The organism is Herbaspirillum lusitanum P6-12 (assembly GCF_000256565.1).
Lineage (GTDB): Bacteria > Pseudomonadota > Gammaproteobacteria > Burkholderiales > Burkholderiaceae_D > Herbaspirillum > Herbaspirillum lusitanum.
The window spans coordinates 1-12,075 of sequence record NZ_AJHH01000151.1 but is presented as its reverse complement, the minus strand read 5'-3'; the positions used below and the strand labels follow the sequence as shown (position 1 = coordinate 12,075).

The window sequence follows — 12,075 nt, the reverse complement described above, 5'->3', positions numbered from 1 at the left end:
CGCCAGGCGCGCGCCTGTTGCGCATCGCGTTCAATGGCTGCCGTCAATGTCGGCAGGTCGACGTATTTCTCTTCGTCGCGAATCTTCTTCAGGAATTCCACGCGCAGCAGTTTGCCATAGCAATCGCCGCTGTAATCGAAGATATGCGTTTCCAGAAGCACGCGGCCGCTGTCGTCCACCGTCGGGCGCACGCCCAGGCTGGCGACGGCCGGCAAGGGCTTGTCGCCGAGCCCATGCACCTGCACGATGAAGATGCCCGAAAGCGCCGGATGCTTGTGGCGCACGCGCATGTTCAGCGTCGGGAAGCCGATGGTGCGGCCGAGTTTCTTGCCGTGCACCACGTGGCCGGAAATCGCATAAGAATGGCCCAGCAACTGGCGCGCATGCGGGAAGTCAGCTTTCGCCAGCGCCGCGCGGATCGCCGACGACGAGATGCGCACGCCTTCGTTGTTGACGTTCGGCATGGTGTGCACTTCAAAACCGTATTGCTTGCCGGCGTCGATCAGTGTCTGGATATTGCCGGCGCGGCGCGAGCCGAAGCAGAAATCCTCGCCCACCAGCAGCCAGCGCACATGCAGACCCTGGATCAGGATCTTTTCAATGAAGTCTTGCGGCGACAGGGAGGCGAATTTGCTGTTGAAATGTTCGACGATCACGCGGTCGACGCCGGCGTTGGACAGCGATTGCAGCTTGTCGCGCAGGTTGGCGATGCGTTGCGGGGCTTTTTCCGGAGTGCCGGCCAATTGCGCGAAGAACTCGCGCGGATGCGGTTCGAACGTCATCACGGCGGCATCCAGGTTCAGGCGGGTTGCAGCTTCGCGCACCTGCGCCAGCAGCGCCTGGTGGCCACGGTGCACGCCGTCGAAGTTGCCGATCGTCAGCGCGCAGGGCGCACGCGATTCAGCATTGGGAAGTCCGCGAAATACCTTCATGGAAGAGGTTAAGAGTGATGCCGTTGCAAAAGCCTTCCATTATAAATGTTTTCGAAGGCTTACCCCTGATTTGGCGGCGAAACGGCGGCAATCAAGCGCTTCCGGCTATTCCGGGTATGAGGAATGTTGTCGTTTTTGAATGTTTTCCTTGGCATGCAGCTAGTGATTAACCGGCAATGATGGCGTGGCGATTGCTCCGGCGAGCGTCACGGGAATCAGGCTGACTTGCCGCCGAGAAAGCCGCCAAGCAGGTTGCCGATTTCCGAACCGAGATCGCCACCGGATTGGGGCATCTGGCCGTTTGGCGTCAAGTGATCGACCAGGCCGGGAAGAATCTGGGCCAGATGGCCGGCGATGTCGCTTTGCGGAATGCCGGACGTTTGCGCCAGGCCGCTCAACTGATCGTCGCCCAGCGCTTGCGCCAGCTGATCGCCCGACACCGGCTGGTTTTGGCCGGTGCCGATCCAGGAGTCGACAATCTGGCCGAGGCCGGCGTTTTGCAGGTTGCCGAGCAAGCCGCCCAGTCCACCGAGTCCACCTGATCCTCCCGAGGCGCCGCCGGACTGATTGGCGGCCAGCATGCCGAGTACCGCCTGAATCAGCGCTGCTTTGGGATCGCCGCCGGCGTTCACATCGTTTGTATTATTGGCGAGTGCGCCGAGTACGCTGTCGAGTAAGCCCATGAAAATTCTCCTGAGTCAAAAAGTGGGGTGCGGCTCCGGAATGACTGCATGACCGGAGATGAGTTGCAGAAAAGACGCAACGTGAGGTAGTGCAACGGCTGGCGCTCTCCGGCGTTGTCGAAAAAAAGGGAGATATTGCGGGTTTCTCCCTCCTTGTTTTGTTGTTACATCTCGCCCCAGATCGCATTGATTGCAGCCAGCGCGCCGAGGCCGGCGGTTTCGGTGCGCAGCACGCGCGGTCCTATCGACAGCATCAGCGCGCCCTGGTCGCAGGCGAGGTTTTCTTCGGCCTCGGTAAAGCCGCCTTCCGGGCCGACTATCAGACTGAGTGCCTGCGCCGGGTGATGGCGCGCCCAGTCCGACAGCGATTGCTCGCCGCGTGGCGACAACAGGATACGCTTGTGCAGGTCGCTCTGGCCGATCCAGCTGTTGAATTCGGTCAGCGGGGCCAGATGCGCCAGACGGTTGCGGCCGCTTTGTTCGGCGGCGGCCTGGATGATGCCTTGCCAGTGGCTCTGTTTCTTTTCGGCGCGCTCGCTGTTGAGTCGCACCACGCAGCGTTGCGCCGCCAGCGGCTGGATCGCGGCTACGCCCAGCTCCATGGCCTTTTCGATGATCCAGTCCATCTTCGAGGCTTCCGGCAGCGCCTGCGCCAGCGTGACGGCGTAGGACAGCTCGGCTTCGCGCGGCGAGAAAGTCTTGACCTCGGCGTGCACGCGCTTCTTTTCCATCTGGGTGATGACGGCCGTATATTCGCCGCCCTGGCCGTTGAACAGCGTGATCGGATTGCCCAGTTGCATCCGGATCACCTGGACATGGTGCGCGACCTGATCGGGCAGAGCCAGCGTCGTGCCGATGGCCAGGGAGTCGGGACAATAAAAGCGGGGCATGTGATGGGCGATCCGATAGAAAAATGGCAATTGGCAACGATTTGAAGCGATTTACCCTGCAGCGGCGGCAAAAACGTGTAAAAAATTGTTTTTTGACATGCCGTAATGCGCTGCCGGCATGGGGCGATTTTAATTCTTCGGGCTGGTCTCTGGTAAAATAGTTGGCTCAGTCTGGCTCGTTCCGGGAGTTCATCCGGGCCGACCGGCAAGGCATCCGACATGCGCGCGTTAATTAATGTTAGGTCCGGTTAAGACCGAATTGTTCGTAACGACGTAGTTCGACCGCAATCCGCAACTCTTTGACATCGACATGACTTCCACACTCCCTACCGACAAGATGGCCAACGCGATTCGCGCGCTGGCAATGGACGCAGTACAGAAAGCAAACTCAGGACACCCAGGCGCGCCGATGGGGATGGCGGAAATCGCAGTCGCATTGTGGGCCAAGCACTATCGCCACAACCCGACCAATCCGCAATGGGCCAACCGCGACCGCTTCGTGCTGTCCAACGGCCACGGCTCGATGCTGCAATACGCCTTGCTGCACCTGACCGGCTACGACCTGCCGATGGAAGAGATCAAGAACTTCCGCCAACTGCATTCCAAGACCGCCGGCCATCCGGAAGTCCACATCACGCCGGGTGTCGAAACCACCACCGGTCCGCTGGGCCAGGGCATCACCAACGCCGTCGGCATGGCGCTGGCTGAAAAGCTGCTGGCTGCAGAATTCAACAAGCCTGACCTGGCAGTGGTCGATCACTACACATACGCTTTCGTCGGCGACGGCTGCCTGATGGAAGGCATCTCCCACGAAGCCTGCTCGCTGGCCGGCACATTGCGCCTGTCCAAGCTGATCGTGCTGTACGACGACAACGGCATCTCCATCGACGGCAAGGTCGAAGGCTGGTTCAAGGACGATACCCCGAAGCGTTTCGAAGCCTACGGCTGGAACGTGATTCCGGCGGTCGACGGCCACAATGTCGAGGCAGTCAACTCCGCCATTCATCAGGCCAAGCTGGCCGACAAGCCGACCCTGATCTGCTGCAAGACCGTGATCGGCAAAGGCTCGCCGAACCTGGCCGGCACCGACAAGGTCCACGGCGCGGCGCTGGGCGACAAGGAAGTCGCGGCCGTGCGCGAAGCGCTGGGCTGGACTTCGGCGCCGTTCGAAATCCCTGCCGACATCTATTCCGCATGGGACGGCAAGGCGCAAGGCCAGCAACTGGAAGCCGACTGGAACAAGCTGTACCAGGCATACCAGGCCAAGTACCCGACCGAAGCCGCCGAGCTGGTGCGTCGCCTCAAGGGCGAGTTGCCGGCAGGTTTCGACGCGGCAGTGCAGGCTTACATCGCCAGCACCATCGAGAAGAAAGAAACCATCGCCACCCGCAAGGCCAGCCAGAACGCGATCCAGGCTTACGCGCAAGTGCTGCCTGAATTCCTCGGCGGTTCGGCCGACCTGACCGGTTCCAATCTGACCAACTGGAAGGAATCGGTGGCCGTGCGCGCCGACGTCGCCGGCAATCACATCAACTACGGCGTGCGTGAATTCGGCATGAGCGCGATCATGAACGGCATCGCCCTGCATGGCGGCTACATTCCGTTCGGCGCGACCTTCCTGACCTTCTCCGATTACAGCCGCAATGCGCTGCGCATGGCCGCGCTGATGAAGCTGCGCGCGCTGTTCGTGTTCACGCATGATTCCATCGGCCTGGGCGAAGACGGTCCTACGCACCAATCGGTGGAACACGTTTCCAGCCTGCGCCTGATCCCGAACCTGGACAACTGGCGTCCATGCGACACGGTCGAATCGGCTGTTGCGTGGGAACAGGCAGTCAAGCGCAACGACGGTCCGAGCACCTTGATCTTCTCGCGCCAGAACTTGCCGTTCCAGGAGCGCACCCCGCAGCAAGTCGCGGACATCAAGCGCGGCGGCTACATCCTCAGAGAAGCCAAGGACGCCAAGATCATCCTGATCGCCACCGGTTCGGAAATCGAACTGGCGGTCAAGGCGGCCGATGAACTGGCGGCGCAAGGCATCCCGGCGCGCATCGTCTCGATGCCGAGCACCGACGTGTTCGACCGCCAGGACTCGGCCTACAAGGCCAGCGTCCTGCAACACGGCGTGCCGCGCGTGGCGATCGAAGCCGGCGTGACTTCCACCTGGCACAAGTATGTCGGCCTGGAAGGCGCTGTGATCGGCATCGACACTTTCGGTGAATCGGCTCCGGCCGGCGTGTTGTTCAAGCATTTCGGCTTCACCGTCGAGAACGTCGTCGCCAAGGCCAGGTTGATCCTGGCATGAGTCTCGCCGGCAAGGTCCCGGGGCAGGACATCACCAACGTCCAGGGACCGGTAACGGTCCGGCGTGCGACGGTCGACGATGCCGCCCTGATCGCTCAGGTGCGCATCGACAGCTGGCGCGCAGCGTATCGCGGCCTGATTCCGGATGCCTACCTGGATGGCATGAAGGTGGAAGACAGCACGCGCATGTGGACGCGCGTGCTGGCACCTTCGTGGCGGAAACGGAAGGCGAACTGGTGGGTTTCGCCGCCGGCATCACACTGGCGGAACGCAAGCTGGATTTCGATGCCGAACTGACGGCTTTGTACGTTTTACCTTCGGCCCAGCGCGCCGGCATCGGACGCCGCCTGCTGACCGAAGTGGCGGCAACACTGGGCGCGGCAGGTGCGCCCAACATGCTGGTCTGGGTATTGGCGCAGAACAAAAAGGCACGCGACTTTTACGCGCACCTCGATGCGCTGCTGCTGGCAGAACAGACCTTCAAGTGGGATGAACTGGATTTGATCGAAGTCGCCTACGGCTGGCGCGACATCGGTTCCATCGGCAAAATTACTACTGTTTCTTAAGGAGAAAACATGACTATCCGCGTCGCAATCAATGGCTATGGCCGTATCGGCCGCAACATCCTCCGCGCTCACTACGAAGGCGGCAAAAAACACGACATCCAGATCGTGGCGATCAACGACCTCGGCGATCCGAAGACCAACGCCCACCTGACTCAATACGACACCACCCACGGCAAGTTCCCGGGCACCGTGACAGTCGACGGCGACTCGATCGTCGTCAACGGCGACCGCATCAAGGTGCTGGCGCAACGCAATCCGGCAGAACTGCCATGGGGCGAGCTGAAGGTTGACGTCGTGCTGGAATGCACCGGCTTCTTCACCACCAAAGAAAAGGCCAGCGCCCACCTGAAGGGCGGCGCCAAGAAAGTCATCATCTCCGCACCGGGCGGCAAGGATGTCGACGCGACTGTCGTGTTCGGCGTCAATGACGGCGTTCTGAAGGCCACCGACACCGTGATTTCGAACGCATCGTGCACCACCAACTGCCTGGCGCCGCTGGTCCAGCCGCTGCACGAGAAGATCGGTCTGGTCAACGGCCTGATGACAACCGTCCACGCTTACACCAACGACCAGGTCCTGACCGACGTCTATCACGAAGACCTGCGCCGCGCCCGTTCGGCCACGCAATCGATGATCCCGGCAAAGACCGGCGCCGCTTCCGCAGTCGGCCTGGTGTTGCCTGAACTGAACGGCAAGCTGGACGGCTACGCGATCCGCGTGCCGACCATCAACGTCTCGATCGTCGACCTGTCGTTCATCGCCGCGCGCGACACGACCGTGGATGAAGTCAACGCCATCATGAAGGCGGCTTCCGAAGCCGGCCCGCTGAAGGGCATCCTGACTTACAACACCGAGCCGCTGGTGTCCGTCGACTTCAACCACAACCCGGCATCGTCGAACTTCGACTCGACCCTGACCAAGGTCTCCGGTCGTCTGGTCAAGGTTTCGTCGTGGTATGACAACGAGTGGGGCTTCTCGAACCGCATGCTGGACACGACCGTGGCGCTGGTTTCGGCAAAATAATCGGTTTCAAGCGTCATTTTTGATTGATCCGGCCTAATTTGGCTTCTTTTCTTCGCATGCTTGTCAGGCGATGTCTAAGAAAATATCTTGGGCGGATCAATGACCAGACGATGTGTTCTGGAAAGGCTGTTGCAAATCCGTTTTGCGATAGCCTTTTTTATTGACGATTTAACAATAATTAATCGAGGGCTGTAATGTCGTCACCTTCTTCAACACCGATTTTGCGTAGCCACGGCGTCAAGCTGATTGCCATGCTGGCCCTGAGCTTCTCGCTCAGCGCCTGCGACTATGTCGCCAGCTTCACCAAACCCAAGCAGACGCCGGAAGAAGCCAAGGCCGAAGGCATCGCGCTGGGAGCGGGCTGCCGCCAGGCCGGTCAGAGCCTGGAAGATTGCTACCAGCGTAATCCCGACAAGCTGAAGGCGGGCATTTTTGCGGGCTGGAAGGACATGCACGAATACATGGCGGCCAAAAACATCCCGACCGTGGTGCCGCCGCCGGTGCCTGAAAAGACCGAAGCCGATACCGCCAAGGACAAGGAAGCGCCGAAGGATGATCGCGCCGCACGCCGCGAACGCCGTGAGCGCGAGAAGGCGGAGCAGGATGGCAAGGACGGTAAAGACAGCAAGAGCAAGGACGGCGGTGGCGACAGCGACCGCAGCAGTCGCAGGAATCGCGATCGCGACGACAGCAGCTCGAGCAAAAAGTAAGTAGACTGGGCGGCAGGAGCGAATCGAATGGTATGTGTCGATTCGCCGCGCGCCGACCTGCAGAAAGCAGTTCAAGGTTGACAACGCGCCCCGCCAGTCGGGGCGTTTTTCATGGAATGAACGATATGCAAGCGATCAAGAAACTGATTTCCGCCAACAAGGGCTTCCTGTGCTTCCTGCTCGGCATGCTGCTGATCCGCAGCGCCGTGGCGGATTGGTACGGCGTGCCGTCGGCGTCGATGTACCCGACGCTGCTGATCGGCGACCGCATCATTTCGAATCGCCTGGCCTATGACGTCAAGCTGCCGTTCACCGATATCGTGGTCGGCCGCATCGCCGATCCCCAGCGCGGCGACATCGTCACCTTCAGTTCACCCGAAGACGGAACGCGCCTGGTCAAGCGCCTGATCGGCCTGCCCGGCGACATCGTCGAAATGCGTGACGAGCAACTGGTCATCAACGGCGCCCCGATGACCTACGACGCCGCAGCCGCAGCACCGGCGTCGCATCGCATGCCGGATTACGAAGGACGCCAGATGATCGTCAGGGAAAGCCTGCCGGCCATGGCACACGGCGTGATGCTGCTGCCGGAGCGGATGGCCTTGCGCAGCTTCGGCCCGATGATCGTGCCGGCCGGGGAATACCTGGTGCTGGGAGACAATCGCGACGACAGCAAGGATTCACGCTATATCGGTTTCGTGCCGCGTGCTTTGCTGACCGGCCGTGTCAGCCGTGTGATGTTTTCGCTCGATCCGCAACGTCATTATTTGCCGCGCGTAAAGCGTTTCGGCGCGGCGTTGCAGGACGCCGGTTAAGCGGGCGTTGCGCGCTGAAGGGGGGCAGGTTTTGCATTTCCCGGCAAGGCAGGGCATGATGCTCGCTCGTCACGCAAGACCACAAGAATATGAACGCTCCCCTGATCGTCAAATCGCCGCACCTCCATCCTCACGTCCCCGAGAGCGCCTTCGGCATCTGGTTCCTGCAAACCCATACCTGGACCCTGCATGTACTGGAGCGCGCCTTCAAGGATTTGGAGCCGCTGATCCCGGACCGTCGGGCTTCGTATCCGGTGGTGGCGGACGTCGGTTGCGGCTGGGGGCGTTCGCTCATCAAGCTGCATGAGCGCTTTGCGCCGCAGCGGCTGATCGGCATGGACATTAATCCGGACATGCTGGAGGCGTCCGCGAAGGAAGCCGCCGGCGCAGGCATCCGTGCCGAACTCATCCAGTGCTCTAGCTCGCACATGACGCTGGAAGACAATAGCGTCGACCTGCTGTTCTGCCACCAGACTTTCCATCACCTGATCGAGCAGGAAGAAGCGATCCAGGAGTTTTTCCGCGTGCTCAAGCCGGGCGGCGTATTGCTGTTCGCCGAGTCGACCAAGCGCTATATCCATTCGTGGATGATTCGTTTGCTGTTTCGCCATCCGATGGAAGTGCAGAAGACCGCCGGGGAATATTTGGCGCTGGTGCGCAGCGCCGGTTTCCAGGTGGCGCCGCAGTCGATTTCCTATCCCTACTTGTGGTGGAGCCGCGAAGACCTCGGCCTGATGGAGCGCGTACTGCGCATCAAGCCCAATGCCGTGCGTGAAGAAACCCTGATCAACCTGGTCGCGGTCAAGCCGGTCGTCTGAATTTTTGCAGCCGGCCCGTTGGGATCCGGCTGCACCTTCAGCTTCAACCCCATCATCCCCCGAACACTTCCAACCACAGCCGCTTGACGCTGTCGCTTTCCTTTTGCACGCGTTCGATCGCCCCGCAGCCGGATCTGATGCTGCAGCTTGCGGAACAGGCGATAGGCATTGGCCACTTCGTCGGCCAGCGCAGCGTCGATCAGCCCCAGCGAACCGCACAGCTTGAGCAGCGCGATGTTGCCGATGTCGCCGGTCAGCTGCTGGTATTGCGAGGCGTAGCGCAGCACCAGGAATTGCACCAGGAACTCAATGTCGATCATGCCGCCGTCGTCATGCTTGAGGTCGAACAGCGTGCTGGGATTGGGATGCGCCTGGTGCATCTTCATGCGCATGCCGAGCACTTCCTGGGTCAGTTTCTGCGGGTCGCGTTCCTGCCGCAGCAAGTCTTCACGCAAGGCTTCGAAACGATTGCCGATGCCGGTGTCGCCGGCGCAGTAGCGCGCCCGCGTCAGCGCCTGGTGTTCCCAGATCCAGGCCGCATTGAGCTGGTATTTCTCGAAGGAAGACAAGGGCGAGACCAACAGGCCGCTGGCGCCGTCCGGACGCAGGGCGATGTCGATGTCGAACAGCGTGCCGGCCGGCGTGTGCGACGTCATCCAGGTGATGAAGCGCTGCGCCAGTTTGGCGTACAGGCCGGGCGCTTCCTGATCGTCGTCGTCGTAGAGGAACACCACGTCGAGGTCGGACACGTAGCCGAGCTCCTTGCCGCCCAGCTTGCCATAGGCGATCACGGTGAATTGCGGCACTTCGCGATGGCGGTTGGCGATGGTCTGCCAGACCGCCTGGATGGTGGCGGCGACCAAGATGTCAGCCAACGCCGACAAGTGGTCGGCCAAATGCTCTACGCTGAGTTCGCCTTCCAGATCCTGGGCCAGCAGCCGGAACAGTTGCGCGTGATGGACTTCGCGCAGGATGTCCATTTGCCGTTCGGTGTCGCCAGGCGCCGTGTCGAGCTGGCGCTGGCAATCCTGGGTGAACGCCGGCCAGTCGGGCGGCGCCTTGAGGTTGCGGTCGTCCAGCAATTCGTCGAGCAGGATCGGATGCTGGGTCAGGTATTGGGCTGCCCAGTCGCTGGCGGCCATCATGCGGATGACCCGTGTAAGCGCATGCGGATATTCGGTCAACAGCGCCAGATAGGCGGCGCGGCGGGCAATCGCTTCGAAAAAATCCAACAGCCGGCGCAAGGTCGGCAGGCGTTTGTCGGGCATTGCGCCGATGATCGGCAGCGCCGCATTGATCAGCGTCATCAGCCGCGTGCGGCTGGCTTCCGGCAGCGATTGCAGGCGTGGCGACTGCAGCGTCGCCAGCACGCGCTGGGCAGCGCCGTCGACGTCGTCGTAGCCGAGCAGCGTGAGCGTATCGGCGATCGACTCTGCGCTCTCGCCATCGTTGAGTTCGCAGACGGCGCCGTCGCCTTCCGAGTCCGCGCGGTCGTCGGTGTTGTTGCCGCCTTGCTTGTCGCTGAAGATGGTGTCGAATTGCCCGGCCACGATGCGGCGATGGCGTTCCAGTTCGGCCAGCAGCGCGGCGACGTCGGCGTAGCCCATCATCTGGGCGACGATCAATTGATCGCTGTCGTTGACCGGCAACGTGTGGGTTTGCGCGTCTTCCAGGTATTGCAGGCGATGTTCGAGATTGCGCAGGAAAGTGTACGCCTCCAGCAATTGCGCGACCACGTCCGGCGCCAGCAGGTTCTTGTCGGCCAGCGTGCGCAGCGTGGCGCGGGTGGAGCGGTCACGCAGTTCCGGGTCGCGGCCGCCGCGGATCAGCTGGAACACCTGGCTGGTGAATTCGATTTCACGGATGCCGCCGCGACCCAGCTTGACGTTGTTGCTGCGTTCCGGGTGCAGCGATTCCTGGCGTTTGACTTCGGCACGGATCTGCGCGTGCATCGAGCGCAGCGCGTCGATCGAGCCGAAGTCGAGATAGCGTCGGTAGATGAACGGCCGGCTGATGGCTTCCAGCGCGGCGATGTCGCTATCCTTGCCGGTCAGCGCGCGGGCCTTGGTCCAGGCGTAGCGCTCCCATTCGCGGCCCTGGCGGATCAGGTATTCCTCGACCATGTTGTGGCTGGCCACCAGCGGGCCGGAGCCGCCGTTGGGACGCAGCGCCATGTCGACGCGGAAGGTGAAGCCGTCGGCGGTGATCTCGGACAGCGCGGCGATCAGCTTCTTGCCCAGCCGGATAAAGAATTCATGGTTCGACAGGGAGCGCTGGCCGGGTTGGCCGGCAAGTGTGTCGCCATCTTCCGGATAGACGAAGATCAGATCGATGTCGGAAGACACGTTGAGTTCGCCGCCGCCGAGCTTGCCCATGCCGAGCACGATCATTTCCTGTTCGCTGCCCGATTCCTCGCCGATCGGCATGCCGTACAGCGCGGTCATTTCCTGCATCAGCGCCTGCAGATGGGTCTGGACCGCGAAGTCGGCGAATTCGCTCATGGTTCGCACCACTTCGGCCAGATCGGCCTTGCCGCTCAGGTCGCGTTCGATCAGCGTGCAGACGATCAGGTTGCGCAGCCGCCGCATCGGGCCGTTGAGCGCCGCCGCCGTACCCACGCCTCCACCCCCACCTGTTTCCGGCGCGCGAGCGGTATTCATGTCATTTTGTAAAACGCGCTCGAAAACCGCACGGTTCAGGGATAATTGCGAGAATTCCGCCAGTTGGGCGGGGCGCGCCGCATCGGCATTGGCCCAACGGGCCAGGAACCGGGAAGCCGTCATGCTGTCGAGAAGGGAGTTAGTCACAAATTGTCAGGATATCGGGTTGGATACGAGGTTAAAGATGGTAAAGCCGGGGTTTTCCTCCACGAAAACGGGCCTCCGTCCTCTAGGTCAAACCACGCTTCCATGCGATGATGCCGGGCTACGACGTTTGTTTCATTCTACCGTGAGTTTTTCCTCTTGCCCCTGATGTCCGAAGACCAAAACGACGCTATCCCGCCGACCGGCCGTCGCGCTGCCGCCTGGCGTACCGCGTGGAGTGGGGTCAGAGGCGCCTATTGCCATCTGGGCAGCGCCACGCGCCGCGTCATCGGGTTCGTCTTCAAGCTGCTGGTGCTGGCCTATTTCTTGTTCTGCGCGCTGTTCCTGACGCTGCGCTACGGCATCCTCCCCGAGATCGACAGCTACAAGGGCGACATCGAAAAGATCGCCACGCGCGCCGTCGGTCGTCCGGTCACCATTGCCGACATCGACGCTTCCTGGCGCGGATTGCGGCCGCAGCTGGAACTGAGTGAAGTCGTGATCCACGACAGCGCCGGACAGGCCGCGCT

General features: G+C 61.5%; 11 protein-coding genes and 1 pseudogene. 8 read left to right on the top strand and 4 right to left on the bottom strand.

Translation table 11 applies throughout. The features are described 5' to 3' along the window. From HLUSI_RS0105170 to HLUSI_RS0105160, 3 genes are all read right to left on the bottom strand, one after another. Positions 1 to 932, bottom strand: a 932-nt coding sequence (locus HLUSI_RS0105170; protein ID WP_016832955.1) for a bifunctional riboflavin kinase/FAD synthetase, incomplete at its 3' end; no start/stop codon positions are given. 215 nt (positions 933 to 1,147) lie between these two features. Then, positions 1,148 to 1,615 (bottom strand): YidB family protein, encoded by a 468-nt coding sequence (locus tag HLUSI_RS0105165; RefSeq protein ID WP_016832954.1) that lies wholly within the window; start codon positions 1,613 to 1,615, stop codon positions 1,148 to 1,150. Between the two features lie 164 nt (positions 1,616 to 1,779). Further along, positions 1,780 to 2,505, bottom strand: coding sequence for a 16S rRNA (uracil(1498)-N(3))-methyltransferase (locus HLUSI_RS0105160; protein WP_016832953.1), 726 nt, complete (start codon positions 2,503 to 2,505; stop codon positions 1,780 to 1,782). Positions 2,506 to 2,815: 310 nt separating this feature from the next. Between HLUSI_RS0105160 and tkt the strand changes: the two genes are divergently transcribed. From tkt to HLUSI_RS0105130, 7 genes are all read left to right on the top strand, one after another. Then, entirely contained in the window at positions 2,816 to 4,810 is a 1,995-nt protein-coding gene (gene tkt / locus HLUSI_RS0105155) for a transketolase (RefSeq protein ID WP_029363147.1), read from the top strand. Continuing rightward, positions 4,807 to 5,106 (top strand): hypothetical protein, encoded by a 300-nt coding sequence (locus HLUSI_RS34760; protein WP_330987113.1) that lies wholly within the window; start codon positions 4,807 to 4,809, stop codon positions 5,104 to 5,106. The genes tkt and HLUSI_RS34760 overlap by 4 nt, the downstream gene beginning before the upstream one ends. Next, positions 5,022 to 5,375, top strand: coding sequence for a GNAT family N-acetyltransferase (locus HLUSI_RS34755; protein WP_330987111.1), 354 nt, complete (start codon positions 5,022 to 5,024; stop codon positions 5,373 to 5,375). The genes HLUSI_RS34760 and HLUSI_RS34755 overlap by 85 nt, the downstream gene beginning before the upstream one ends. Positions 5,376 to 5,384: 9 nt before the next feature. Beyond that, positions 5,385 to 6,398 carry a type I glyceraldehyde-3-phosphate dehydrogenase gene (gene gap, locus HLUSI_RS0105145; RefSeq protein WP_016832950.1) on the top strand — a complete coding sequence of 338 codons (1,014 nt, stop codon included), beginning with the start codon at positions 5,385 to 5,387 and terminating at the stop codon, positions 6,396 to 6,398. A 194-nt stretch (positions 6,399 to 6,592) separates the two neighbouring features. Then, positions 6,593 to 7,108 carry a hypothetical protein gene (locus tag HLUSI_RS0105140; RefSeq protein WP_050977639.1) on the top strand — a complete coding sequence of 172 codons (516 nt, stop codon included), beginning with the start codon at positions 6,593 to 6,595 and terminating at the stop codon, positions 7,106 to 7,108. A 125-nt stretch (positions 7,109 to 7,233) separates the two neighbouring features. Then, positions 7,234 to 7,923 carry a signal peptidase I gene (gene lepB / locus HLUSI_RS0105135; RefSeq protein ID WP_016832948.1) on the top strand — a complete coding sequence of 230 codons (690 nt, stop codon included), beginning with the start codon at positions 7,234 to 7,236 and terminating at the stop codon, positions 7,921 to 7,923. An 89-nt stretch (positions 7,924 to 8,012) separates the two neighbouring features. Next, complete coding sequence (locus HLUSI_RS0105130; RefSeq protein ID WP_029363146.1) at positions 8,013 to 8,741, top strand: class I SAM-dependent methyltransferase; 729 nt, start codon at positions 8,013 to 8,015, stop codon at positions 8,739 to 8,741. 52 nt (positions 8,742 to 8,793) lie between these two features. Here the strand turns inward: HLUSI_RS0105130 and glnE are convergent. Continuing rightward, positions 8,794 to 11,524: pseudogene (glnE, locus tag HLUSI_RS27085) on the bottom strand (bifunctional [glutamate--ammonia ligase]-adenylyl-L-tyrosine phosphorylase/[glutamate--ammonia-ligase] adenylyltransferase). Positions 11,525 to 11,713: 189 nt separating this feature from the next. On the opposite strand from glnE, the gene HLUSI_RS27080 reads away from it, so the two are divergent. Then, positions 11,714 to 12,075: YhdP family protein (locus HLUSI_RS27080; RefSeq protein ID WP_040503183.1), on the top strand; the 362-nt coding region annotated here is incomplete at its 3' end.

Bases quoted from the DNA above. Each gene is read 5' to 3' on its own strand.
- lepB (WP_016832948.1), top strand. From the start codon at position 7,234: ATGCAAGCGATCAAGAAACTGATTTCCGCCAACAAGGGCTTCCTGTGC.
- HLUSI_RS0105160 (WP_016832953.1), bottom strand. From the start codon at position 2,505: ATGCCCCGCTTTTATTGTCCCGACTCCCTGGCCATCGGCACGACGCTG.
- HLUSI_RS0105140 (WP_050977639.1), top strand. From the start codon at position 6,593: ATGTCGTCACCTTCTTCAACACCGATTTTGCGTAGCCACGGCGTCAAG.
- tkt (WP_029363147.1), top strand. From the start codon at position 2,816: ATGACTTCCACACTCCCTACCGACAAGATGGCCAACGCGATTCGCGCG.
- HLUSI_RS0105165 (WP_016832954.1), bottom strand. From the start codon at position 1,615: ATGGGCTTACTCGACAGCGTACTCGGCGCACTCGCCAATAATACAAAC.
- gap (WP_016832950.1), top strand. From the start codon at position 5,385: ATGACTATCCGCGTCGCAATCAATGGCTATGGCCGTATCGGCCGCAAC.
- HLUSI_RS34760 (WP_330987113.1), top strand. From the start codon at position 4,807: ATGAGTCTCGCCGGCAAGGTCCCGGGGCAGGACATCACCAACGTCCAG.
- HLUSI_RS0105130 (WP_029363146.1), top strand. From the start codon at position 8,013: ATGAACGCTCCCCTGATCGTCAAATCGCCGCACCTCCATCCTCACGTC.